The 22,697-nt window shown below is 61.5% G+C and carries 22 protein-coding genes; 6 read left to right on the top strand and 16 right to left on the bottom strand.

Annotated elements, in window-relative coordinates; all coding sequences use genetic code 11:
- Nucleotides 1-127: 127 nt before the first annotated feature.
- Together AC1DZU_RS07755 and AC1DZU_RS07750 are read left to right on the top strand one after the other, a co-directional pair.
- Nucleotides 128-1,807 (top strand): electron transfer flavoprotein-ubiquinone oxidoreductase, encoded by a 1,680-nt coding sequence (locus tag AC1DZU_RS07755; RefSeq protein WP_477283345.1) that lies wholly within the window; start codon nucleotides 128-130, stop codon nucleotides 1,805-1,807.
- Between the two features lie 63 nt (nucleotides 1,808-1,870).
- Nucleotides 1,871-2,470: a DUF922 domain-containing protein gene (locus AC1DZU_RS07750; protein WP_477283343.1), complete on the top strand. Its 600-nt coding sequence runs from the start codon at nucleotides 1,871-1,873 to the stop codon at nucleotides 2,468-2,470.
- A gap of 49 nt (nucleotides 2,471-2,519) precedes the next feature.
- Here AC1DZU_RS07750 and AC1DZU_RS07745 read toward each other — a convergent pair whose 3' ends face one another.
- From AC1DZU_RS07745 to AC1DZU_RS07720, 6 genes are all read right to left on the bottom strand, one after another.
- Nucleotides 2,520-3,026 carry a GNAT family N-acetyltransferase gene (locus AC1DZU_RS07745; protein ID WP_477283342.1) on the bottom strand — a complete coding sequence of 169 codons (507 nt, stop codon included), beginning with the start codon at nucleotides 3,024-3,026 and terminating at the stop codon, nucleotides 2,520-2,522.
- Nucleotides 3,027-3,174: 148 nt separating this feature from the next.
- Nucleotides 3,175-4,197 (bottom strand): endonuclease/exonuclease/phosphatase family protein, encoded by a 1,023-nt coding sequence (locus tag AC1DZU_RS07740; RefSeq protein ID WP_477283340.1) that lies wholly within the window; start codon nucleotides 4,195-4,197, stop codon nucleotides 3,175-3,177.
- A gap of 282 nt (nucleotides 4,198-4,479) precedes the next feature.
- Nucleotides 4,480-5,943, bottom strand: coding sequence for an AMP nucleosidase (locus tag AC1DZU_RS07735; RefSeq protein ID WP_477283338.1), 1,464 nt, complete (start codon nucleotides 5,941-5,943; stop codon nucleotides 4,480-4,482).
- Between the two features lie 116 nt (nucleotides 5,944-6,059).
- Nucleotides 6,060-6,254 carry a hypothetical protein gene (locus tag AC1DZU_RS07730; RefSeq protein WP_477283336.1) on the bottom strand — a complete coding sequence of 65 codons (195 nt, stop codon included), beginning with the start codon at nucleotides 6,252-6,254 and terminating at the stop codon, nucleotides 6,060-6,062.
- A 38-nt stretch (nucleotides 6,255-6,292) separates the two neighbouring features.
- Nucleotides 6,293-6,451 (bottom strand): hypothetical protein, encoded by a 159-nt coding sequence (locus AC1DZU_RS07725; RefSeq protein WP_457154343.1) that lies wholly within the window; start codon nucleotides 6,449-6,451, stop codon nucleotides 6,293-6,295.
- Between the two features lie 227 nt (nucleotides 6,452-6,678).
- Nucleotides 6,679-7,020, bottom strand: a complete 342-nt coding sequence (locus AC1DZU_RS07720; protein WP_477283334.1) for a DUF2147 domain-containing protein — start codon at nucleotides 7,018-7,020, stop codon at nucleotides 6,679-6,681.
- Between the two features lie 449 nt (nucleotides 7,021-7,469).
- Between AC1DZU_RS07720 and AC1DZU_RS07715 the strand changes: the two genes are divergently transcribed.
- Together AC1DZU_RS07715 and AC1DZU_RS07710 are read left to right on the top strand one after the other, a co-directional pair.
- The gene (locus tag AC1DZU_RS07715) at nucleotides 7,470-7,736 is read left to right on the top strand and encodes an SEL1-like repeat protein (protein WP_010915070.1); all 267 of its coding nucleotides are present in this window, start codon (nucleotides 7,470-7,472) and stop codon (nucleotides 7,734-7,736) included.
- A 417-nt stretch (nucleotides 7,737-8,153) separates the two neighbouring features.
- Nucleotides 8,154-9,275: an ABC transporter substrate-binding protein gene (locus AC1DZU_RS07710; protein WP_477283332.1), complete on the top strand. Its 1,122-nt coding sequence runs from the start codon at nucleotides 8,154-8,156 to the stop codon at nucleotides 9,273-9,275.
- Nucleotides 9,276-9,358: 83 nt separating this feature from the next.
- Here AC1DZU_RS07710 and AC1DZU_RS07705 read toward each other — a convergent pair whose 3' ends face one another.
- The 8 genes from AC1DZU_RS07705 to AC1DZU_RS07670 all read right to left on the bottom strand — a co-directional run bounded on the left by AC1DZU_RS07705 (nucleotide 9,359) and on the right by AC1DZU_RS07670 (nucleotide 17,258).
- Nucleotides 9,359-11,341, bottom strand: a complete 1,983-nt coding sequence (locus AC1DZU_RS07705) for an acetyl/propionyl/methylcrotonyl-CoA carboxylase subunit alpha (protein WP_477283330.1) — start codon at nucleotides 11,339-11,341, stop codon at nucleotides 9,359-9,361.
- A gap of 46 nt (nucleotides 11,342-11,387) precedes the next feature.
- Nucleotides 11,388-11,765, bottom strand: coding sequence for a hypothetical protein (locus AC1DZU_RS07700; protein ID WP_477283328.1), 378 nt, complete (start codon nucleotides 11,763-11,765; stop codon nucleotides 11,388-11,390).
- A gap of 120 nt (nucleotides 11,766-11,885) precedes the next feature.
- On the bottom strand, nucleotides 11,886-12,413 hold the full coding sequence (locus AC1DZU_RS07695; RefSeq protein WP_477283326.1) for an O-acetyl-ADP-ribose deacetylase: 528 nt from the start codon (nucleotides 12,411-12,413) through the stop codon (nucleotides 11,886-11,888).
- Nucleotide 12,414: 1 nt separating this feature from the next.
- Entirely contained in the window at nucleotides 12,415-14,022 is a 1,608-nt protein-coding gene (locus AC1DZU_RS07690) for a carboxyl transferase domain-containing protein (protein ID WP_477283324.1), read from the bottom strand.
- Between the two features lie 8 nt (nucleotides 14,023-14,030).
- On the bottom strand, nucleotides 14,031-14,858 hold the full coding sequence (locus AC1DZU_RS07685; RefSeq protein ID WP_477283322.1) for a DUF1444 family protein: 828 nt from the start codon (nucleotides 14,856-14,858) through the stop codon (nucleotides 14,031-14,033).
- Nucleotides 14,859-15,015: 157 nt separating this feature from the next.
- Nucleotides 15,016-16,179, bottom strand: a complete 1,164-nt coding sequence (locus tag AC1DZU_RS07680) for an isovaleryl-CoA dehydrogenase (RefSeq protein WP_477283320.1) — start codon at nucleotides 16,177-16,179, stop codon at nucleotides 15,016-15,018.
- A gap of 63 nt (nucleotides 16,180-16,242) precedes the next feature.
- The gene (locus AC1DZU_RS07675; RefSeq protein ID WP_477283318.1) at nucleotides 16,243-16,902 is read right to left on the bottom strand and encodes a TetR/AcrR family transcriptional regulator; all 660 of its coding nucleotides are present in this window, start codon (nucleotides 16,900-16,902) and stop codon (nucleotides 16,243-16,245) included.
- A 71-nt stretch (nucleotides 16,903-16,973) separates the two neighbouring features.
- Nucleotides 16,974-17,258: an acylphosphatase gene (locus AC1DZU_RS07670; RefSeq protein WP_477283316.1), complete on the bottom strand. Its 285-nt coding sequence runs from the start codon at nucleotides 17,256-17,258 to the stop codon at nucleotides 16,974-16,976.
- 157 nt (nucleotides 17,259-17,415) lie between these two features.
- Here AC1DZU_RS07670 and AC1DZU_RS07665 point away from each other — a divergent pair, with 157 nt between their 5' ends.
- Entirely contained in the window at nucleotides 17,416-18,432 is a 1,017-nt protein-coding gene (locus AC1DZU_RS07665; protein WP_477283314.1) for a bifunctional helix-turn-helix transcriptional regulator/GNAT family N-acetyltransferase, read from the top strand.
- Between the two features lie 86 nt (nucleotides 18,433-18,518).
- Here AC1DZU_RS07665 and AC1DZU_RS07660 read toward each other — a convergent pair whose 3' ends face one another.
- The gene (locus tag AC1DZU_RS07660; protein ID WP_477283312.1) at nucleotides 18,519-19,631 is read right to left on the bottom strand and encodes a pyridoxal phosphate-dependent aminotransferase; all 1,113 of its coding nucleotides are present in this window, start codon (nucleotides 19,629-19,631) and stop codon (nucleotides 18,519-18,521) included.
- 119 nt (nucleotides 19,632-19,750) lie between these two features.
- Here AC1DZU_RS07660 and AC1DZU_RS07655 point away from each other — a divergent pair, with 119 nt between their 5' ends.
- The gene (locus AC1DZU_RS07655) at nucleotides 19,751-21,418 is read left to right on the top strand and encodes a tetratricopeptide repeat-containing sulfotransferase family protein (RefSeq protein WP_477283309.1); all 1,668 of its coding nucleotides are present in this window, start codon (nucleotides 19,751-19,753) and stop codon (nucleotides 21,416-21,418) included.
- Between the two features lie 188 nt (nucleotides 21,419-21,606).
- Here AC1DZU_RS07655 and AC1DZU_RS07650 read toward each other — a convergent pair.
- Nucleotides 21,607-22,697, bottom strand: a 1,091-nt coding sequence (locus AC1DZU_RS07650; protein WP_477283307.1) for a porin, incomplete at its 5' end; no start/stop codon positions are given.

The following is a 22,697-nucleotide window of genomic DNA, read 5'->3' as shown; positions in this document are numbered from 1 at the left end:
GATGCGCGACTTTTTGGCCAAAACGGCATTGTCACGTATGCGCCGGTTTCCTGTCGCCAATTGATGCGCTATGCAGCGCAGGAGCCAGCAAGATACCCGAATGGGATAAGCCAGTGCGGAGGGGTTGATGAGCGACATCGAACGCGAAAGCATGGAATTCGACGTGGTTGTCGTCGGCGCCGGTCCGGCCGGCCTTGCCGCGGCGATCCGCCTCAAGCAAGTCAATCCCGAACTCTCGGTCGTCGTCCTGGAAAAGGGCGGCGAGGTCGGCGCCCATATCCTCTCCGGCGCCGTCGTCGATCCGATCGGCATCGACCGGCTGCTGCCGGGCTGGCGCGACGAGGAAGGCCACCCGTTCAAGACGCCGGTCACCGATGATCATTTCCTGGTGCTTGGCCCGGCCGGCTCGTTCCGTCTGCCCAATATCCTGATGCCGCCGCTGATGAACAATCACGGCAACTACATCGTTTCGCTGGGTAATGTCTGCCGCTGGCTGGCGACCAAGGCCGAGGCGCTTGGCGTCGAGATCTATCCGGGCTTTGCCGCCGCCGGCCTGCTTTACAATGAGGAAGGCGCCGTCACTGGCGTCGTCACCGGCGACATGGGCGTCGAGAAGGACGGTACGCACGGCCCGGGCTTTGCGCCTGGCATGGCGCTGATGGGCAAATATGTGCTGATCGGCGAGGGGGCGCGCGGTTCGCTCGCCAAGCAGTTGATCGCCAAATACAAGCTGTCCGATGGCCGCGAGCCCGGCAAATACGGCATCGGCCTCAAGGAACTCTGGCAGGTCAAGCCGGAAAATCACCGGCCGGGGCTGGTCCAGCATTCCTTCGGCTGGCCGCTAGACATGAAGACCGGCGGCGGCTCGTTCCTCTACCATCTCGAGGACAACCAGGTGGCGGTGGGCTTCGTGCTCCACCTCAATTACAAGAACCCCTGGCTGTCGCCGTTCGAGGAATTCCAGCGTTTCAAGACGCATCCGGCGATCAGAGGCACCTTCGAGGGCGCCAAGCGCCTCGGCTATGGTGCGCGCGCTATCACCGAAGGCGGCTGGCAGTCGGTGCCGAAACTGTCGTTCCCAGGTGGCGCGCTGATGGGCTGCGCGGCCGGCTTCGTTAACGTGCCGCGCATCAAGGGCTCGCACAATGCGGTGCTGTCCGGCATGCTGGCGGCCGAACATGTCGCAGAGGCGATCGGCGCTGGCCGCGCCAATGACGAGCTTTCCTCCTACGAGGCGGCCTGGCGGGCAACCGACATCGGCAAGGACCTGAAGAAGGTGCGCAACGTCAAGCCGCTATGGTCGCGCTTCGGCACCATCGTCGGCGTCGGTCTCGGCGGCCTCGACATGTGGCTGAACACGCTGTTCGGCGTCTCGCCCTTCGGCACGCTGAAGCATGGCAAGGCCGACTATGCGACACTCGAGCCGGCCGCCAAGCACGAGAAGATCGCCTATCCGAAGCCCGATGGCGTGCTGACCTTCGACCGCTTGTCCTCGGTGTTCCTGTCCAACACCAATCATGAGGAAAACGAGCCGGTGCATCTGCTGGTCGGCGACATGGAGTTGCAGCAGCGTTCCGAGCACGATGTCTTTGCCGGGCCCTCGACGCGCTACTGTCCGGCCGGCGTCTATGAGTGGGTCGACAAGGACGGCAACGCCGCCACCGATCCGGCCGCGAAGGACGTGCGCTTCGTCATCAACGCGCAGAACTGCGTCCACTGCAAGACCTGCGACATCAAGGATCCGAACCAGAACATCAACTGGGTCCCGCCGCAGGGCGGCGAGGGACCGGTCTACCAAGGCATGTAAAGTGGACCGAGCCGGCGGCACTGTGCCGCTGGTCAACTCGTCGTCGTTGGAAAGGAGCCGGATATGCGCTTGCTCATTCTTTCAGGTCTGGCGATCGTCGGCGCCCTGTGCGGCTCCGCGACGGTCGCATCGGCGGGCGTGAAAATCCTGGTCAAGACGCAGACATACGACATCTCCGGCAAGACCGGAGAGGCTCTGATCGAGTCCATGGACCGCAACGGGCCGCGGCATGGCTTCATGGCTCGCGCCATCGCACAGACCAGCTATACAAAGGCTTGGGAGTTCGACCTTGTTGAGGTCAAGGGCACCTGCCGCATCGGGCAAGTCAATGGAACGCTCAACCTGAATTTTACCTACCCCCGTGTCGTGTCCGCCCTCCCGCCGGCCCTCGACAAGCGCTGGGCGCGGTTCTTCGCCGGCGTTCGCGCGCATGAGGCGACCCATGGCGACATTGCCAGGCAGATGATGAGTGCGACCGAGAAATCGCTCAGGGGCCTGACAGTCCCTAATGACTCCCAGTGTTCCAAAGCACGGCGTGAGGCACGGCGGCGGATCGACGCGGTTTTTGTCGACTATGAAGCCAGGCAGAATGCCTTCGACGCGCGCGAACACCGGGAAGGCGGTCACGTAGAATATCTGGTCGAGGCCCTGGAGCGGCCTTAAGGGCAAAACTCAATCGGCGGGAACGGGCACCGAGCGCCAGGCTTGACAGTCAAATGGTCCGTTCCATCAGGACGGACGGCAACATCGGCCCAGGGCCAATGCGTACTTCGATCCGCCCTACCGAGCTGAAGCCCAAGGCTGCATAAAACCCCTCTGCGTTGAGGCTTGCCTGGCATTCGAAACGGCGCACACCGGACGAGCGTGCATCTTCTTCGCAACGCCGGTAAAGCTGGCGCCCGATCCCGCGGCCCAGCCATTCGGGACGAGTGGCGAAATGTCGGATGTGCCCGAGTTCGGGCTTCACCTCGGAGCTTCCTGGACGTTCCCGGGACCAACCGCCGCAGCCGACGGCAAAGCCATCGTCATTGACCGCGAGATAGTAGGTGCCAGCCGAAAGCAGCGCAGGGTTTGCCCGAGTGATCAAAGGCAGCGCAGCTTCAAGAATGGTCTGATCGTATGCAGTGCACATCAGGCCGGGGTAGGAAGCGAGAAGCAACTCGCTAACCCCAGCTTCGTCTTCTGGCGTGGCGCGTCTGACGATGAAGGTGGGGGACATGCACGGCACCCCGTATGTTGAGCGGGCCGACCTTCGGCGGACCATCGAGCCATGTCAAATCGAACACGCCAAGGGTCTGAACTCTGACTTAGAGCATGATCCCAAAAAGTGGAATCCGGTTGTCGGAAAGGATTATCTTCTACGGGCTCTAACCCCGATATCCGTTTCGCGATTTTCCGGCCGGTGTCAGCAACGCAGTCGCGGTCTCGTGTTCGTCGGTCGGCTTTTGCTCGCTTAGCCTGAGCGCGAACTCGACCAGCACCGGCAGATGGTCCGAGCCGGTTTCTTCCAGCCGTGTCGCGGAATGAATGGTCACCCCGCCCTTGCTGAAAACCTGGTCGATCGGCAGGCCGGCGAAACGCCGCAGGAAGTCCGGCAGCTTGATGTATGTCCAGGTCGGTCCGGCGGATGGCATGACGGTCAGCCCGCCGAGCGCGGCGACGCGGCGCACTGCGGCGCTCCATGGCACGGCGTTGCAGTCGCCCGCCATGATGGCTGTCTCGCCGAGCGATGAGAGCGATTCGGTAAGCTCACCGATCTGCCAGTGCTGCTCGCGTGGCCAAGGCCAGCTCAGATGGATCGCCGCGACATCGACGCCAATGCCGCCGAAGTCGACGGTCGCCGTCGCCATGGCGCCGCGCCGCTCGCAATGCGGTTCGGTGCCGGCGGCAAAGGGCCGCCGCGAGAGCAACGCCACGCCGAATATGCCGTTGGGGTAGGGGCAGAGGATCCGGTATGGATAGGCGCTGCTGATATAGCCAAGCTCGGTCGTCCACATCGCCGACACCTCGTCGAGGGTGATCACGTCGGGATTGGTCCGGCCGATCAGCGACAGCACCTTCTTCGGCGTTGGATTGTCGTAGCGCAGGTTCATCTGCAGCAGCTTGTAGACCATCTGGCCAGAGGACTTGGCAACCGCTTCCACCGGCCACAGCTGTGGCAGCGCGCTCATTGTGGTGGCACAGGCCGCCACGGCAAAAAGCAGCGCCGCGGCCGCTTGCAGGCGAAATGTCGTGGCCAGCAGCGGCAGCGCGCAAAGCGCCATCAGCACGGCAAGATGAACGCGGAAATGCGAGAAGGAATCGAAGGCCGGGTGCAAGGTGCCGAAGAACCCGGCGACCAGGGCAACCGAGAACATCATCATCGCGATGAATGCCAGTGAAGCTGCCATGTCTCGACTGCGTCTCATCGGGTCAGGTCTGCACGGGTTGCCAACTGTGGTTGCTGCACGGTTATCGGCAAAAATGCGGCCCAATCAAGATGACTGGATGCCCAATGCATGTCGCCCAAAAGTGCCTAGCGGTTTTGGGGCAACGACATGCATAAACAAATGCATGTCGCCCAAAAGTGCCCAGAGGTTTTGAGGCAACGATATACGTAAAAACAAACGCATGTCGCCCAAAAGGTGCGCGGCGGTTTCAACGCGACAGGCTTTAGGCGATGCGCGATCAGCCTATTGGAACGCCGTCTCCGAAAAACTTCTCAGCTTGCGCGAATGCAGCCGCTCCATTGGCATTTCCGCAAGTTTCTCCATCGCCCGGATGCCGATGGTCAGGTGCTGCGCTACTTGCCGCTTGTAGAACTCGGTCGCCATGCCTGGCAGCTTCAGTTCGCCATGCAGGGGTTTGTCCGAAACGCACAGCAGCGTGCCGTAGGGCACGCGGAAGCGGAAGCCGTTGGCCGCGATCGTCGCTGATTCCATATCGAGCGCGATCGCGCGCGACTGCGACAGACGCTGCACCGGTCCGCGCTGGTCGCGCAGCTCCCAGTTGCGGTTGTCGATGGTGGCGACGGTGCCGGTGCGCATGATGCGCTTGAGGTCATAGCCGGACAGGCCGGTGACTTCGGCAACCGCCTCCTGCAGCGCCACCTGGATTTCGGCCAGCGGCGGGATCGGCACCCAGACCGGCAGGTCGTCGTCGAGCACGTGATCCTCGCGCACATAGGCATGCGCCAGCACATAGTCGCCGAGCGCCTGGGTGTTGCGCAGCCCGGCGCAGTGGCCAAGCATCACCCAGGCATGCGGCCTCAGCACCGCGATATGGTCGGTGATCGTCTTGGCGTTGGAAGGCCCGACGCCGATATTGACCATGGTGATGCCGCCATGGTTCGGCTTCTTCAGATGATAGGCCGGCATTTGCGGCAGGCGTGGCGGCGCGACCCCTTCGCCGGGCGCGCTTTGCCCGCCCTTGGTGACGACATTGCCCGGCTCGACAAACTCGCTGTATCCGCCGCCGCCGCCGGTCATCAGGTCGCGCGCCCGGGCAACGAACTCATCGATGTAGAACTGGTAGTTGGTGAACAGCACGAAGTTCTGGAAATGCTGCGGCGTGGTCGCCGTATAGTGCGACAGGCGGTGCAGCGAATAGTCGATGCGCTGGGCCGTGAAGGGCGCCAATGGCCGTGGTTCGCCGAAGGCCACTTCGAAAGTGCCGTTGGCGATCTGGTCGTCGGTGCCGTCGAGGTCCGGCACGTCGAACAGGTCGCGGATCGGCCGCTTGATGCGCTCGGCGGCCGAGCCGTCTACATGGGTGCCTTCGAGAAAGGCGAAGTGCAACGGGATGGGGGTGGTCGATTCCGACACGGTGACCGCGACACCATGATTGCGCATGATCAGGCGCAACTGCTCGACCAGATAGCTCTCGAACAGGCACGGCTGGGTGATGGTGGTCGAAAAATGCCCAGGCGTCGGCATATGGCCGTAGGCCTGGCGCGAGTCGATCTGGGTGAACGAATTGGTGGTGACGCCGATCTCCGGGTAGAAGGCGCGGTAGCGCTTGCTATTGTCGCCACCCGCTGCCGCCAGCGCCGCAAAGGAATCGCGCAGGAACTTGGTGTTGCGGTCGTACAACGCCTGCAGTGCGGCGACGGCCTTTTTGGGGCTATCAAAGCTTTGCCGGCCAAAAGGCTCCGGCATGACGACCGATTCGATGGCTTGTGGGTAGATTCGCTTTTCCATGGCTCAATATAGAGACTTGGATCGGCACTTGGGAGGGGTGTCGCGACCGAAGGCGGCCAAAGCGTCCTTTTTCTTTAACCGCGCTGCAGGCTGACCAGGAGCACGAAGCCGACGCCGGACTTCCTCAAGGCTGGCGCTTCGATCGTCGAACCGGTATCGGCGCGCATCATCGGCACGGCCAGAACCGGAGCAGCCAGAACCATCAGGATAAGCGCCGCCCGCGGCAGAAGCCGAAGGGTCTTGAGAGTGTTGGCGGCTATGCGGTCCATGGTGTTCTGCTTTTCTTTCGAGGTCTTGGTTTCTTTGTTCAGTTGCGAAGATGGGTGGGGCAGGCGAGGTGGCAGGTCCTGGAACTGGCTTCGTCCCAGGCGCGGGCAGGACGGCCCGTTTCGGCGACGAGGATGGCGAAGAACATTCCAAACAGGCTCATCAGCAGGCAGACGATGGTGAAGCGGCGAGCAAGCATTGGTCGTGTCTCCTTCAACACGCAGGAGAGTGCCCGAGCGCGACTGAACCGGCTCTGATGCCGGCGTTCATCTGCGGTTCAAATTGGTTGATCGGATTTTTGACGGTGCCTGCGTCAGCCCCGGCCGGCGCAGTGAGAAGGCAAACCAGGCACGGGCTCCCCACGCCAGGGCAAATAAAAACGGGGCCCGTCGAGGCCCCGTTTTCATGTCGTGAGGATGCGGTCGATCAGAGCTTGTGCCAGGTCTGGCTCTTGCAGATCAGTCCGCCAAACACGCAGCCGCTCATCTTGAGCGAGGTGCCCGACAATGTCGCCTTGCCTGAATAGGTCTTGTCGTTTGCCGGATCGGTGATGTTGCCGGCATATTTGTTGTCGCCGGCGGCCTTGAGCGAGCCGATGGTCTTGCCGGCAAATTTGCCGGACTTGAGCGTGATGGAAAACGTGTCGCTGCCCGCGATTGCTGCGGTATCTCCCGCCTGGGTCTTCCAATTGCCTTCGATCGGATCGGCGCACGCCGCACCCGCCATGATCAATGTGGCCGCCAGGGCCAGGCTCACTTTTCGAAACATGGGCTTCCTCCCTTTGGATATCCGGCCGACGCTCCGCCCTCGCCGGTCTGCCGCTTACGCAAACGTAAGCTAATCCAGCTCCCGGCAAAACAAAAGTGGTGCCGCCGCGTAAGATTTCGGGATTCTGAAAGGCGCCCACGCGGGCCGCACGGGCAAAAAAGGAGAGCATCCGCGGATCGTGTTTGTTTCCCGTGGTTAGCGGAGTGTTGATCCCGGCCGCGAAAATTTTCGTCGAATTTGAAGAAAACCGGCGCGATTGCTGGCTTTGTATCCTTAATGAATTTCCGCGTTTACCTCTTGTTTTAGCTTTGTTTTCCTCAAATTAAGCACGCCATTTAACGACGGATTCAAGCCTCCACGGCATTCTCGAAAGCATCGGAAGAGCAGCCCGCAAGGACAAACGAAGGCAGCTCTCGGGAGCCGGACAGGGCCAGAACAGGGGATTGAAAATGGCACGTTTTGAAATGCTTGAAGCAGGCTTCGGCGCCATGGGGGCAACTGCCCAGGCCGACATTCTTTTCGAACTGGGCATGATGTATGCGACCGGCCGCGATTGCGAGACCGATGTCGTCGCCGCCCACAAATGGTTCAACATCGCCGCGATCAAGGGATCGGCCCGCGCTGCGGAACTGCGTTCCGAACTGTCGGCAGCGATGTCGAAGGTCGAGATCGCCAAGGCGCTTCGCGAAGCTCGCGAATGGATGACCATGCACTGAGATCCGCCGACCGCGGATAGACCTTTCCAAGACAGGGAAGCCCGGGATCAAGACCGCACAGACGGCCAGACCCGGTGGAATGGAAGGCCGCGCAAGACGGTCCTGGAGCACGGTTTTCGGAATCACGCTCAAAACAAGAGATAAAAAGAACGCGACAGGCCGGCCAGGCTTAGTCGCGCGATGCGGGGAAGGCGAGCGGGATTTCGGGGCGCGGGGGCGCTTGGGGCCGCTTGACGAGCAAAAAGCCACGACCAGCCGAAACAAGGCTGGCGTGGCTTTTTGCGTGGATGACGTCTTGCAGGCCCAATCGAGTGCCGCCGATGCGCCTAGACAGGCCCGGTGAAGGATGAAATTGTCCCGCCTCTCTGGAAGAAGCGCGGCCGGGCGGCCGCGCGTGAGTGGGAGGAGTCTATCGCCATGAAAAAAATGAGTATTTTGAGCGCGGCCGTTTTTGGCCTGATGATGAGTGCGCCGGTTGCATTCGCCGACGACATCACCTTTGCGGTGGTCGGTCCAATGACCGGACAACTCGCCACCATCGGCGATCAGTTCAAGCAGGGCGCACAGGCCGCTGCTGACGCGATCAACGCGGCGGGTGGTGTCGACGGTCGCCAGATCAAGCTGAGTATCCAGGACGATCAGTGCGATCCAAAGCAGGCCGTGTCGGTTGCCAATCGCATCGTCGCCGATGGCGTCAAGTTCATCGATGGCCACGCCTGTTCGGGCTCGAGCATTCCTGCCTCTGCCGTCTATGCAGAAGCCGGCGCCCTGATGATGAGCCCGGCCTCGTCAAACCCGGTGCTGACCGACGCGGCGGCCAAGGCCGGCTGGCCGACGATTATGCGCCTTTATACGCGTGACGATGCACAGGGCGCCTTCATCGGTCCATGGATCGCCAAGAAGTTTTCCGGCAAGAACGTCGTCGTTCTGCACGACAAGAGCGCCTACGGACAGGGCGTGGCTGACGCCGTCAGGGCAACCATGAATGCCGGTGGCCTCAAGGAGGTGTACTATGACGGCATCAATGCCGGCGAGAAGGACTATTCGGCTCTCGTCACCAAGCTCAAGGATCTGAAGGCCGACGTCGTCTATTTCGGCGGCTACCATCCTGAAGCCGGCCTGATCCTGCGTCAGTCGGCGGAACAGAACCTGAAGTTCCAGCTGATCATGCCGGACTCCATCGCTTCGCCGGAATTCTGGCAGGTTGCCGGCCCGGCCGGCGAGGGCACCATGTTCGTCTTCCCGTCGGATCCGCAAGCAAAGCCGGAGGCCAAGGCAGCCGTCGAGAAGATCAAGGCCGGCGGTTTCGTGCCGGAAGGCTTCACGCTGTTCTCCTACGCGGTGGTCCAGGCTTTCGCCGAAGGCGTCAAGCGCGCCGGCAGCGACGATCCGGGCAAGGTTGCCGAAGCGTTGAAGAACGGCACGCCGATCAGCACGGTTGTCGGCAACGTCACCTTCGACGAGAAGGGCGACCTCAAGAACGCCAGCTATGACATCAACCAGTGGCACGATGGCAAATACGCGCCGATCGCCCAGTAATCGTCGCCTGGCGACCACATAAGCGTAAAGAAATGGCCGGGTTTATCCGGCCATTTTTCTTTGCGCTCCGTCGCTTCCGGCGGTCAGCTTGCGGCCGCGGTCGGGGCGCTCTGATCCTCGACGAACCGCACCAGCACCGTTCCGTCGGTGACCTGCGCGCCTTCGGCGGCGATCTCGGCGATCACCCCGTCATGCGGCGCGGCGATGGTGTGCTCCATCTTCATCGCTTCGAGGATCAACAGCGGCTGGCCCTTGATCACGGTATCGCCCTTTGCCGCGCGCACCAGCTTGACCAGCCCCGGCATCGGCGCGCGCAGGCTGCCGGCTCCTGCCGCCGCCTCATCCGCCCGTGCCAGCGGGTCCGGCACGGTAAAGGTATAGCCAACGGCGCCTTCGAACACCGTGATATGGCCGGGCCAGCGGGCGAGGCGTGGCACGGCGCGAAAATCATGCGCGTTGGCGTTGTCGTAGGGCTCGTCCAGCGCCACCTGGAACCGCCCGTCCGGTCGCATCGAAACCCTTGCCACGATATCGATTTCGCCGAACGTCAGCCGTGTGCGGCGTGCCACGCTGTGGAAATGCGCGTAGCCGGCAAGCGACGACCATGGGTCGCTCGACGATGGCAATGCTCCGGCACCCGAGGCCGCAAGCGCGGCTGCCGCAACGGTCTCGTCGCTCGGCGGTGCGACCTCGGTCAGTGCCGGTTGATGCCTGGCGATCAAGCCGGTGTCGACATCGCCCGCGGCAAAGTCCGGATCGACGGCCAGAGCGGCAAGAAAGGCAGTGTTGACGGTCGAGCCGGCGATTTCGGTTTGCGACAGCGCCGCGCCGAGCGCTTCCAGGGCCGCCTGCCTGTCCTTTGCGTGGACGACCAGCTTGGCGATCATCGGGTCGTAATAGGGCGAGATGGCATCGCCAGCCCGCACGCCGGTCTCGATGCGCATCGTGGCGCCATCAGGGGCTGCGTCCGGAAACTTCAGGTGATGCAGCGTGCCAGTCGCCGGCAGGAACCCCTTTGCCGCATCCTCGGCATAGATGCGCGCCTCGAAGGCATGGCCGGAAAGCGCGATCTCGCTCTGTGTCTTCGGCAGCTTTTCGCCGCTGGCGACCCGCAGCTGCCACTCGACCAGGTCGGTGCCCGTAACCATTTCGGTAACCGGGTGCTCGACCTGCAGGCGGGTGTTCATTTCCATGAACCAGAAGCGGTCGGCCTTCAGGCCCTGCGAGGCATCGACGATGAACTCGATGGTGCCGGCGCCCGAATAATTGATCGCCTTGGCGGCTTTCACTGCCGCATCCGTCATCGCCTTGCGCAGCGCCGGGATCACGCCGGGTGCGGGGGCTTCCTCGATCACCTTCTGGTGGCGGCGCTGTGCCGAGCAGTCGCGCTCATAGAGATGCACGGCATTGCCGAAGTTGTCGCCGAACACCTGCACTTCGATATGTCGCGGCTTGTCGACATATTTTTCGACCAGCACGCGGTCATCGCCGAAAGCGGCCTTTGCCTCGCGTCGCGCGCTGGACAGCGCCTCGGAAAACGCATCGGGATGCTCGACCCGGCGCATGCCCTTGCCTCCACCGCCGGCGCGCGCCTTGATCAGCACGGGATAGCCGATCTCGCGTGCCTTGGAAGCCAGCAGCACGATCTCCTGCGCCTCGCCATGGTAGCCCGGCACCACCGGCACGCCGGCCTTTTCCATCAGCCTCTTGGCGGCGTCCTTCAGTCCCATGGCCCGGATAGAGGCCGCCGACGGACCGATGAAGATGAGCCCCGCCGCCACCACCTGGTCGACGAAATCGGGGTTTTCCGACAGGAAGCCGTAACCAGGATGAATGGCTTGCGCGCCCGCAGCCAGGGCCGCTGCGACAATCTTGTCGCCACGCAGATAGCTTTCGCCGACAGGCGAGGGGCCGATGTGCACCGCCTCGTCGGCCATCTCGACATGCAGGGATTTCGCATCGGCATCCGAATAGACGGCGACGGTGTGCACGCCCAGCTGGCGCGCCGTGCGGATGACACGACAAGCGATCTCGCCGCGATTGGCGATCAGGATCTTGGCGAACATGGAGCCTCCCGGGTCTGCCTCGGGCGGCGCCAGTCTGGCCGCCGGCTTACTTCGACGCAGCGATCGCGCAGCCGCCGCTTGCGGTCTTGACCTTCCACCTGACGAAGCCGCTCCGACAGATACGCAACGCAGTCTCCTCGGCGGCCTTCTGCGAAGGTGCGTTCAGCTTCACGCTGCAGAAAATGTGGAGATCGACGACGCGTGAATAGAACGTCGTGGCGTAGGCTGAATGGCCGCTCGCCGCGATATAGGCAAGGTAGGATTTGTAGCAGGCTTCCTTCGGGTCGAGCGACAAGGTCGGAGAAAACCGCTTGTCGCCCATCTTGCCAGCCAGCGATTCCGCCGAGCCGATGCCATGCGTTGCGAATATGAGCAAACTTGCAAGAATCGAAGCAATCGTCTTCTGGCAATATTTCAGTTTCATTTCCGGCCTGTCCCCATTGCACTGTGCAGGGTGAGCGATAGCGAATATTTTGTCTCGCCGCCAGCTGGACAGCGGAGATTCGACGCTGCCTATTCTGGTGAATCGGTTGGTCCATACAGCTCAGCCTTTTCGCAGGGCAGCAACGGCCTGCCGGTATAGTTCCGCCGCTTGGTCGTCGAAGCAGCAAAAAGTGACGGCTTGCGGCATTGTTCGTTTCTCGATGAACATGCTGACCGTGTCGACGGCGATCTGCGTCGCTTCATCTTTCGGATAGCGGTAGACACCCGTCGAGATCGCCGGAAACGCCACGGTGCGGCAGTCATTGGCCGTGGCGAGTTCGAGCGAGCGGATATAGCAGGAGGCCAGCAGTTCGGCTTCACCCTTGCCGCCGCCTTGCCAGACCGGCCCGACCGTGTGGATGATGTGCCGCGCCGGAAGTTTATAGCCCTTGGTGATCTTGGCTTCGCCGACCTTGCATCCATTCAACATGCGGCATTCGAACTCGAGCTCACGGCCGGCCGCGCGATGGATAGCGCCATCGACCCCGCCACCACCGAGAAGCGAGGTGTTGGCGGCGTTGACGATGGCATCGACTGCCACCTTGGTGATGTCGCCGGCATGAACCTGGATCCGCGAACGGTCGTTCATGTCACATCCTGAACACGCCGAAGCGCGTCTCTTCGATCTCGGCGTTGAGCGCGGCGGACAGGCTGAGCGCCAGCACGTCGCGCGTTTTCGCCGGATCGATGATGCCGTCGTCCCAAAGGCGGGCGGACGAGTAGAGCGGATGGCCCTCATGCTCGTATTTCATCAGGATCGGCTTCTTGAATTTTGCCTCCTCCTCGGCGCTCCATTCGCCACCCTTGCGCTCGATGCCTTCGCGCTTGACCATGGCGAGCACCGTCGCCGCTTGCTCGCCGCCCATCACCGAGATGCGGGCGTTCGGCCACATCCACAGGAAGCGCGGTGAATAGGCGCGGCCGCACATACCGTAATTGCCGGCGCCGAACGAACCGCCGATGATGACAGTCACCTTCGGCACCCTGGCGGTGGCCACCGCCATCACCAGCTTGGCGCCGTCCTTGGCGATGCCGCCCGCTTCGTATTTTCGACCGACCATGAAGCCGGTGATGTTCTGCAGGAAGACCAGCGGGATCTTGCGCTGGCAGCACAATTCGATGAAGTGCGCGCCCTTCAGCGCGCTCTCGGAAAACAACACGCCATTGTTGGCGATGATGCCGACCGGCATGCCATGGAGATGGGCAAAGCCGGTGATCAGCGTGGTGCCGTAGTTCTGCTTGAACTCGTCGAATTCCGAGCCGTCGACGATACGCGCGATCACCTCGCGCACGTCATAGGGCTGGCGCAGGTCCGTCGGCACGATGCCGTAGAGTTCATCGGCTGCGTGAAGCGGCGGAATCGATCCCTGTAAGTTCAGGCTTACAGTCTTGTTCCGATTCAGGTTTTTGACGATACGGCGGCAGATGGCAAGCGCATGGTCGTCATCCAGCGCATAGTGGTCGGCAACGCCGGAAAGCCGCGTGTGCACGTCCGCGCCACCGAGGTCTTCGGCGCTGACGTCTTCACCAGTGGCCGCTTTCACCAGCGGCGGGCCGCCGAGGAAGATGGTCGCCTGGTTGCGCACCATGATCGTCTCGTCGGACATCGCCGGTACATAGGCGCCGCCTGCCGTACATGAACCCATGACGCAAGCGATCTGCGGGATGCCGGCCGCCGACATGTTGGCCTGGTTGTAGAAGATGCGGCCGAAATGCTCGCGATCGGGAAACACCTCGTCCTGGTTGGGCAGATTGGCGCCGCCGCTGTCGACCAGATAGATGCAAGGCAGATTGTTCTGCAGCGCGATCTCCTGCGCCCGCAGATGCTTCTTCACCGTCAACGGATAATAGGTGCCGCCCTTCACCGTCGCGTCGTTGACGACGACCATGACCTCGGTGCCCTCGACGCGACCGATGCCGGCGATCAGGCCGGCCGCGGAAATCTCCTCGCCATACATCGACCATGCCGCGAACTGGCCGATCTCGAGGAAAGGCGAGCCGATGTCCAGCAACTGCGCAAGGCGCTCGCGCGGCAACAGCTTGCCACGCGAAACGTGGCGCTCCCGCGCCTCGTCCGAGCCGCCGCGCTCGACACCTGCCGCCTTGTCCGCAATGTCGGCGACCAAGGCCCGCATGCGCTCGGCATTGGCGCGGAAGGTGTCGGAGGACGGGGAGATCTGGGTTTGCAATGTGGCCATATCCAGCTCTACACCTGCGCCAAGAGTTTGCCGTTGCGACGTTCGAAAATTTTGTCGGACAGCAGATTGAAGCCGTCCTTGAATGTAACGTCGATCATTTGTCTGGCCGCGCTTTGGGCCTGCGGATTGCTTGCATCGAAGACGAAGAGCTGATCCCGGCGCGGCAATGCAAACAAAACGTCGCCAGGAAAATGTGGTTTGATCGACCGCCAGAAATCGTCGAGAAGAACTAGGCTTGTCGACAGCATCGTATTACCGTCGACATAATACAGATAAGCTATATTTAGTTCGCCGTCGGACACGATTTTGGGCAACCATTTCTTCACATTGTCTAGTGCGATGCCGCGCAGGTCCGAAAGCGTCCGGCCCGGAAAGTCCTTTTCCGCAACAGGCGACAGTGAATCGGGAAGGTCGGCCATGTATACGATTGCAAGTTCGCCGACCAACGGCTCGGTTAACAAATCCATGCCCATCGATATGAGTTGATCGACATACTGTTGGGTCCGGATCGCCGCGATAAGATTATTCTCGCCGGCCTTGGCCAGATGCGCTTCCACCAAGACTCTGACAAATCGATCAATGGCAGCTTCGGCATTCTCTTCGGGATATGAGTTCAAGTAACCGAATATGTTTGTAGTGTCCGAGGTTACGTCCACGTCGCCAATTTTCGTATTGATCTTGGCGGAATCCGATGGATCCGCAAAGGCACTCTCGACGCCCGGTTGCCGTTTGAGGGCCGCAATTACAAGCTCTCTGAATTCAGCAATGTCTGGGAAGCGCTGTTTCTGCGCCTTGGCCCGCCCGAGAAAACTCGCAAGTGACGTAAGCAAAGCCATCGCAAATATTCCTCGCCTTGTAACTGCGTTCGCCGATGACGAAACCATCTATCGCCTCATTTGTCTCGCAATTGCTCAAGAGATAGGTGTTTGCCGTGTCAGGCAATCCGCGCTCTTCGACTGCATTCGGCAAGCGTCGGCATCCTCTTCCCAGGCATCACACCCCCTCCGCCATGATCTCGCGTCCGATCAGCCAGCGGCGAATCTCGCTGGTGCCGGCGCCGATTTCGTAGAGCTTGGCGTCGCGCAATAACCGGCCGGTCGGATAGTCGTTGGTGTAGCCATTGCCGCCCAGCAGCTGGAGAGCATCGAGCGCCATCTGCGTTGCCTTTTCGGCGGCAAACAGCACGCAGCCGGCGGCATCCTTGCGCGTCGTCTGGCCGCGATCGCAGGCGGCGGCGACGGCATAAACGTAGGCGCGCGCGGCGTTCATCGTCGTGTACATGTCGGCGAGCTTGCCTTGCACCAGCTGGAATTCGCCGATCGGCTGGCCGAACTGCTTGCGCTCATGCACATAGGGGATCGCTACGTCTAGGCATGCGGCCATCAGGCCGATCGGCCCGCCGGCGAGCACGGTGCGCTCGTAGTCGAGGCCCGACATCAGCACTTCGACGCCGCGGCCTTCCTCATGCAGCACATTGTCGAACGGCACTTCGACGTTCTCGAACACCAACTCGCCGGTGTTGGAGCCACGCATGCCGAGCTTGTCGAGTTTCTGCGCCACGGAGAACCCGGCCATCGCTTTTTCGACGATGAAGGCGGTGATGCCGCGCGATTTCCGATCCGGATCGGTCTTGGCATAGACGACCAACGTCCCGGCGTCCGGCCCGTTGGTGATCCACATCTTGGTGCCGTTGAGCACATAGCGGTCGTTACGCTTTTCGGCGTGCAGCTTGAGCGAGACGACGTCCGAGCCGGCGCCGGATTCCGACATCGCCAGCGCACCGACGCGCTCGCCCGAGCACAGGGCAGGGAGATATTTCTCCTTCTGCGCCCGCGTCGCCCAGCGGTTGATCTGGTTGACGCAGAGATTGGAGTGGGCGCCGTAGGAAAGGCCGACGGAAGCCGAGGCGCGGGAGATTTCCTCGACAGCGATAACATGCGCAAGATAGCCCATGCCGCTGCCGCCGAAATCGGGATCGGCGGTGATGCCGAGCAGCCCGAGCGCGCCAAGTTCGCCCCACAGGTGCGCCGGGAATTCGTTCGAGCGGTCGATATCGGCGGCGACCGGCGCGATCCTGTCCTGGGCGAAGCGCCGCACCATATCGCGCAGCGCCTCGATATCCTCGTCATGCCCGAAGCTGAGCGTGTTCGTGTACATGCCTTCCTCCTGCCCGCATGACCCCGAAGATCCCTCTCGATCTTCGAAGGAGCATACGCGAAATCAAAGTGCTGCGGTGTCTCTTGCGCGTCCGAGGGCGCGCGCGCTGTCATGGGTCGTCTCGCCGGCGGTTCCTGCTCCAACCAGACGCATTGTCATTGAAAGATATGTCGCCGTCACTTCAGTGATCGACAGCCGCTCGCCCGGGCGAAACCAGACGATGACGCCGGTCATCATCTGGATCAGCGCCATGGCCGTCAGCCCGGTGTCATCGATATCGAAGACGCCGGCCTCGGCGCCGTCGCGCAGGATGGCGCGCAGCTCCTTTTCGTAAGCCGTGCGCATCCGCAGGATCTGTGTCAGCCTTTCGGGCGACAGGCTGCGCAATTCCATGTTCGAAACATGCGTGGCATGGCGACGCTCGACATGAAAAACGATGTGGTTTTCGACATAGGCGGCGAGCCGCTGCACGGGATCCGCGCTGGTCGGGCGGGCTGCTTCCCATGCATCGGTCAGGCCTTCCATATGCTCGCGCATCAGCGTGAACAGAAGCCCTTCCTTGGTCGGAAAATAGCGATAGAGCGCCGCTGCCTGCACGCCGACTTCGGTGGCGAGCTGACGCATCGACATAGCTTCGTAGCCAAACCGCGCAATCAGATTGACGGCCGCCTCGCGGATGGTCGCTTCGGTCTTTTCGCCATCGGATCCGGTGGTGCGCGCCATGTCAGCCCTTTGCGGGACGATAATAAAACGAACGTTCAATTAATTCAAGAGTGATGGAGTCAAATCCATCGTCATGCGACAATCCTGAACTCGACAGAAGCGTTTCCGGCAGCCAACTCCTCGACGTCGACCCTGGAGACCGAAGCCTCGGACGGCCCTTTCCACAGTCGATCGATCATTGTCGAGATCGCTTCATCGGGTCCCGCAATCTGGGTCGTTACAGTCCCGTCGGCTTCATTGCGAACCCAGCCCGCAAGGCCAAGGCTTGTGGCCTCGCCCCGAACCCAGATCCTGAAGCCGACGCCTTGCACATTGCCGTAGACGCGCGCCCGTACTTCCCTGCGATGACCAGCCATGAAATCTCTCCAAGCCTGTCTCCCTAGAATCTGGCGCATGGCTCAGGGAATGCAACCTGGATTGTGCGCGCGACCTCGGACCTTCGGTTTTTGAAATTTAGTTGACTCAGTCCATTAATTTGGGAAAATGGAGCTGCCATATCGGGGTTGGACGCAGATGTTGGACGAACGCAACGCATTGGTGGCGCAGATCCGCCACTTCAACCGGTTTTACACCCGCACCGTCGGCCTTCTCGACGAGACCTTGACCCAGAGCGCGTTCACCTTGACCGAGGCGCGGGTGCTGTTCGAACTCGGCCACCACAGCCGCCCGGCTTCGGCCGAGATCGCCGGCGAACGCGGTTTCCTTGCCGGGGCATTTCGGCTGGAGTACGGCCCGGCCGCCTCCGAAATCGCCAGCCAATTGCGTATCGATGCCGCCTATCTGACGCGGATCTTGCGCAAGTTCGCAGGCGAAGGCCTGACCGAGGCCCGGACGGATCCCGCCGACCGGCGCCGAAGGGTTCTGTCGCTGACGTCCAGGGGCGAGGCCGCTCTTGCGAGGCTTCAGGCGGCGGCTGACCGGGACACGGCGCGGCTGATCGAAAGCATCCCCGACGACAGGCTGCACGAACTGGGGGGCGCCTTGCGCAAGGCCGGGCAATTGCTGGGTGATCCCGCCAGCGAAAACGACGAGGTGACACTGCGGCCGCACCGCGTCGGCGACGTCGGCTGGGTCGTGCAGCGGCAGGCCCAGCTCTACGCCGATGAATATGGCTGGAGCATCGAGTTCGAAGCCATGCTTGCCGAAATCGGCGCCGACTTCATCCGCAATTTCGTGCCGGGCCGCGATTTCTGCTGGATTGCCGAGCGCGGCAGCGGAGAGCCAGTTGGCGCGGTGTTCCTGGTTCATCTGGACGACGAGGTGGCCAAGCTGAGGATGCTGCATGTCGAGGCGGCGGCGCGCGGCCTTGGCATCGGCAAGCGCCTGGTCGCGGAATGTGTGAGCCAGGCCCGCGCGTGCGGCTACAAGCGACTGGTGCTGTGGACCAACGACGTCCTCGTCGCGGCGCGAGCGATCTATGAGCGCGCAGGTTTCAAATTGGTCTCGGAGGAGCACCACCACAGTTTTGGCAAGGACTTGACGGGCCAGACCTGGGAGCTGGATTTGTTAGCGCGACCCGGCCATGCATGATCCCGAAAAGTGGGTGCCGGTTTTCGGAAAGGCTCATGCTCAAAGAAAAATGGCGCCCATCCCGATTCCATTGGGATGGAACAGCTCTAATTCCCCCGCGCCGCCGCCAGCGCGCCGGGCAGTTCCTCGGCGAAAATGTCCAATTCGTGTTCCAGGCCGACGCTGACGCGGATGCAGCGGTCTAGCACTGGCGCCATCGGCTTGCGGATGAACACGTCGCGTGACAGCAGGCCCTGCAGCACTTTCAGCGCGAAAGCGCCATCGCCACCACAGTCGATGGTGACGAAATTGGTTGCCGAGGCCAGCGGCTTCAGCCCGTTCTGTTCGACTATGCCGGCGATGCGTCGGCGGCCGGCCGCAACCCGCGCCACCACACTCCGCAGATAGTCCTGATCGGCAAGCGCCTCGACGCCGGCGATCTGCGCCATGCGGCTGACGCCGTAATGGTTGCGGATCTTCTCGAAATCGCGGATCACCTGGGCCTCGGCCACAGCATAACCGCAGCGTATGCCGGCAAGCCCATAGGCCTTCGAGAAGGTGCGCATGCGGATGATGTTCGGCCGCGAGATATCAATCGGCGGCAGTGCCGAGGCTGGTCCGAGTTCGCCATAGGCCTCGTCGAGCACCAGCATGGTGGTTTCCGGCAGCGCCTCGATGAAGCGGATGACCTCGTCAGCTTCCCACCAGCTGCCCATCGGATTGTCCGGATTGGACAGATAGACCAGCGGCGCCTTGTCCTTGCGCACAGCCGCGAGCAGGCCGTCCAGGCTTTCCCTGTCGTTTTCATAAGGGACGGTGACCAGCCGTCCGCCGACACCGGCGACATGGAAGTTGAAGGTCGGATAGGCGCCGAGCGAGGTGACCACGGCATCGCCGGGCGCCACATACATGCGTGCCACCAGGCTGAGCAGACCGTCTATGCCTTCGCCGACCACGACGTTCTCGACCTTCACGCCGTGATGCGCGGCAACCGCCACTTTCAGATCGTGATTGTCGGGATCGCAATACATCCACATGTCGCGGGCAATTCCAGCCATGCGCTCGATGACGCGCGGCGAAGGACCAAAACTGCTCTCATTGGCGCCGATGCGGGCGCGAAAAGCACGGCCACGCTCGCGCTCCTGTGCCTCGGGGCCAACAAAAGGCACCGTTGAGGGAAGCGCTGCGACGAGCGGCGTTAGGGGAGGGTGTTGGCGCATGGTGGAAGCTCGCTTGAAAAAGGGCCTTCTTGCTAGCCTGCCCGCATGGTCGGTGCAAGTTGCCGCGGCCTGCAACCGTAATGCTGGATTCCTTCGTCTCTTTTTGCTAGCGAGACACAATGAACAACCGTCTGCCGCCCGCCTGGTCCAAGCACCTGAAGGTCCAAACCGGGCCGAAACCCAAGTTCCCGCAGCAAAATCTGCCGCAAGCAAATCCGCTTTCGCGTACACAGGCAGACGACGCTCTGCTGGAGCAGGCGTACCAGTTTCAGCAGGCCAAGCAGCTTAACGAGGCTCAGGACCTGTGCCTTCGGGTGCTGGCGCGCACGCCCAACCATCCACTCGCCCTGTATATTTTGGGGACCGTGTGCATAGGCTACGACGATGAGGCGGCCTTGCGGTATTTCGCACGCGCGGTCAACGAGGAGCCAAAGAACCCCTACTACCACCTTGGCCTGGCCTCGGGCTATGTGAAGGTCAGTGAATTTTCACCAGCAATCGAGCATATGCAGTATGCCTTGGAGTTGCAGCCGAACCTCATCGAGGCACTTTGCGCTTTGGGGGATGCCTATATCCAGTTTGATAAGCCCGAGATGGCTTTGCCGCCCTATGAAAAGGCGCTGAAGATCAACCGCGATCATCCCAAGGTGCGGACAGGACTGGCTCGCGCGCTCAGCAGCCTGGGGCGCATGGACGAGGCCGCCGTCCATCTTAAGGAAGCAATCGAACGCCGCATCGCAGTGCCGACTGCCTACAACGACCTTGTGCAGACGCAAAAGTTCACCGAAGAGCCAAAGGAACTCCAATCTATCATTCGTGAACTCGGCAATCCCAAGCTTGATCGGGACGGCCTAGAGAAGCTCCATCTGGCGGCCGGCAAGGTGTTGAACGACCTGAAGAGCTACAAGGATGCATTCGGCCATTTCAACAAGGCCAAACAAGCCTCAGGCCGCAACTTCGACATTGTCCAATACCGTCGCTGGATAGACTCACTGATCGAGGCCTTCACGCCTGAGATGCTGGCTGCCAGGTCGGGTTACGGAAATCCTTCGGACGTTCCTGTGTTCGTGGTCGGCATGCCTCGCTCGGGAACGACGCTCACGGAACAGATTTGCGCCAGTCATCCCGATGTCCATGGCGCAGGGGAACTGAGCAAACTTAGACGAGTCGCGAATGCGATCGAACTCAGAAAGTCATCCGCCGGACGTTTGAACGATGCGATGGCGTCGATCACAAAAGACCTGTCCAAAACGTTGGCGGAAGAGCACTTGACCTATCTGAGGGAGCGGGCACCTTCCGCGCTCCGGATCGTGGATAAGATGCCTCACAATTTTGAGCTGATCGGTCTTATCGCCGTTCTCTTTCCCAACGCGCGCATCATTCATTGCCGTCGCGATGCCATCGACAATTGCGTCTCTTGTTTTGTCCAGAAGTTCGGCGAGGGGCACAGTTACAACACCGACCTGAAGACACTCGGCCTGTACTATCGCGAATATGACCGCCTGATGCGGCATTGGAAAGAGGTTTTCCCGAACCTGATCTTCGAAAATCAGTACGAAACGTTGGTCGACGATCAGGAAGCACAGTCCCGCCGCCTCATAGATTATCTTGGGCTGCCTTGGGACGACGCCTGTCTGCGCTTCTTCGACAGGGATGGTTCGGTCAACACGCCAAGCCGCTGGCAGGTGCGTCAACCGATTTACAGATCGTCCGTCAAGCGCTGGAAGAACTATGAAAATGAAATTCAGCCGCTGATTGATGCGTTGGGCGACCTGGCGGACAAATAGTCCCAATTCCGAAACTTGCGAACGAGCTTTGTGGGTACTGAAGCGCGCGATGCGTCTGCGACCTGCGCTTTCGAGGCCGAACCAAAGTTAAGACCGCGAACTGCAGCACCGCATACAATGGTCCGCAAAGTCCTGAAAAAACCCGGCGGTTGCCCGCCGGGTTTTCGATTTCGACAAGCCGAAACCTGTTAGAACGAGCGCTGGAAGCGGAGGATACCGCCGACGCTGTTCTTCTTGTCGGCGTTGACCCAGTTGCGATCGTCGGCATCGCCAAACTTGCCGTCGTGGTTGTAGTCGACTTCGCCCGTGACCGTGAAGCCGGGGACGATGTCGTAGGCAACGTTGGCCGCGACGCCGACGTTCTTGGCATCATCAGCCGACACCTGAGCGTTGAACGAGGTCTTCTCGTTGAACTTGTAGGTGCCGCCGCCCCAGACTGCCCAGTTGCCGCCCCACTGCTTGTAGAAGTTGCGGTCGATGTGATCGTCCGAACCATAGCCACCCATGATCCACAGGGTCAGGGCGTCAGACGCTTTCACGTCCAGGCGAACCTTGCCGGTCCACTCTTCCCAGGTGCTGTCGTACGAGGCCACGCCAGTGATGGCACCCCAGCCCTGCGTGTACTTCACGCCGCCGACCACGTCCGGAACGTAGCTGTCGATCGTATCGTTGCCGGAATTCGCGTTGAAGAGATAGTTGCCGGCCCCGTCGAAAGTGGCAGCGCCAGCGTCACTGGAGCCTTCTTCGAGTGAGACGACGGCCGAGAAGCCGTTGCCCCCGTCGAAATAGTACTGGACGACATTGGTATCGAAGCCGCCGTAGGGGACGATCGTATCCTGGATGACTTCGCCGGCGTAGCCGATGAACGTATTGAAGGCCGATTCGTCCTTACCGACGCGGAGACCACCGAGCTGGATCCAGGCGAAGTTCAGCGTGATGCCCTTGTTGTGGGCATCATTGCCGAATTCGTCGCCATAGCCGTTGGAGTTGCCGAATTGAATGCGGGTTTCGGTGTAGGTCTTCAACGTGCCCAGCTCGGTTTCCTGGCCGGTCCAGGTCTTCAGCGTGAAGCGGGTGTTCTTCGCCCACGTGTCCTGCAGCTTGGGATCGCCAAGCTGGTTTTCGGCGCGCGCGCCATCGAACGAGCCGACGTCGCCGCCGCCGATGTCGTAACGGACATAGCCGCCGATGCGCAGGCAGGTTTCGGTGCCGGGGATGTAGAAGTAGCCAGCGCCGTAGACGTCGCAGATCTTGACGTATTCAGCGGGCTCCGGCTCGG

It is taken from the genome of Mesorhizobium sp. P2_A12, assembly GCF_056405075.1.
This window is presented reverse-complemented; position numbering and strand designations above follow the sequence as displayed.

Coding starts and splice junctions, on each gene's coding strand:
- AC1DZU_RS07660 (WP_477283312.1), bottom strand. CDS start 19,631: ATGCGCCAACACCCTCCCCTAACGCCGCTCGTCGCAGCGCTTCCCTCA.
- AC1DZU_RS07720 (WP_477283334.1), bottom strand. CDS start 7,020: ATGTTTCGAAAAGTGAGCCTGGCCCTGGCGGCCACATTGATCATGGCG.
- AC1DZU_RS07675 (WP_477283318.1), bottom strand. CDS start 16,902: ATGGCGCGCACCACCGGATCCGATGGCGAAAAGACCGAAGCGACCATC.
- AC1DZU_RS07705 (WP_477283330.1), bottom strand. CDS start 11,341: ATGTTCGCCAAGATCCTGATCGCCAATCGCGGCGAGATCGCTTGTCGT.
- AC1DZU_RS07695 (WP_477283326.1), bottom strand. CDS start 12,413: ATGAACGACCGTTCGCGGATCCAGGTTCATGCCGGCGACATCACCAAG.
- AC1DZU_RS07685 (WP_477283322.1), bottom strand. CDS start 14,858: ATGGCTTTGCTTACGTCACTTGCGAGTTTTCTCGGGCGGGCCAAGGCG.
- AC1DZU_RS07745 (WP_477283342.1), bottom strand. CDS start 3,026: ATGTCCCCCACCTTCATCGTCAGACGCGCCACGCCAGAAGACGAAGCT.
- AC1DZU_RS07700 (WP_477283328.1), bottom strand. CDS start 11,765: ATGAAACTGAAATATTGCCAGAAGACGATTGCTTCGATTCTTGCAAGT.
- AC1DZU_RS07670 (WP_477283316.1), bottom strand. CDS start 17,258: ATGGCTGGTCATCGCAGGGAAGTACGGGCGCGCGTCTACGGCAATGTG.
- AC1DZU_RS07680 (WP_477283320.1), bottom strand. CDS start 16,179: ATGTACACGAACACGCTCAGCTTCGGGCATGACGAGGATATCGAGGCG.
- AC1DZU_RS07690 (WP_477283324.1), bottom strand. CDS start 14,022: ATGGCCACATTGCAAACCCAGATCTCCCCGTCCTCCGACACCTTCCGC.
- AC1DZU_RS07750 (WP_477283343.1), top strand. CDS start 1,871: ATGCGCTTGCTCATTCTTTCAGGTCTGGCGATCGTCGGCGCCCTGTGC.
- AC1DZU_RS07740 (WP_477283340.1), bottom strand. CDS start 4,197: ATGGCAGCTTCACTGGCATTCATCGCGATGATGATGTTCTCGGTTGCC.
- AC1DZU_RS07715 (WP_010915070.1), top strand. CDS start 7,470: ATGGCACGTTTTGAAATGCTTGAAGCAGGCTTCGGCGCCATGGGGGCA.
- AC1DZU_RS07710 (WP_477283332.1), top strand. CDS start 8,154: ATGAAAAAAATGAGTATTTTGAGCGCGGCCGTTTTTGGCCTGATGATG.
- AC1DZU_RS07655 (WP_477283309.1), top strand. CDS start 19,751: ATGAACAACCGTCTGCCGCCCGCCTGGTCCAAGCACCTGAAGGTCCAA.
- AC1DZU_RS07730 (WP_477283336.1), bottom strand. CDS start 6,254: ATGGACCGCATAGCCGCCAACACTCTCAAGACCCTTCGGCTTCTGCCG.
- AC1DZU_RS07725 (WP_457154343.1), bottom strand. CDS start 6,451: ATGCTTGCTCGCCGCTTCACCATCGTCTGCCTGCTGATGAGCCTGTTT.
- AC1DZU_RS07755 (WP_477283345.1), top strand. CDS start 128: ATGAGCGACATCGAACGCGAAAGCATGGAATTCGACGTGGTTGTCGTC.
- AC1DZU_RS07665 (WP_477283314.1), top strand. CDS start 17,416: ATGTTGGACGAACGCAACGCATTGGTGGCGCAGATCCGCCACTTCAAC.
- AC1DZU_RS07735 (WP_477283338.1), bottom strand. CDS start 5,943: ATGCCGGAGCCTTTTGGCCGGCAAAGCTTTGATAGCCCCAAAAAGGCC.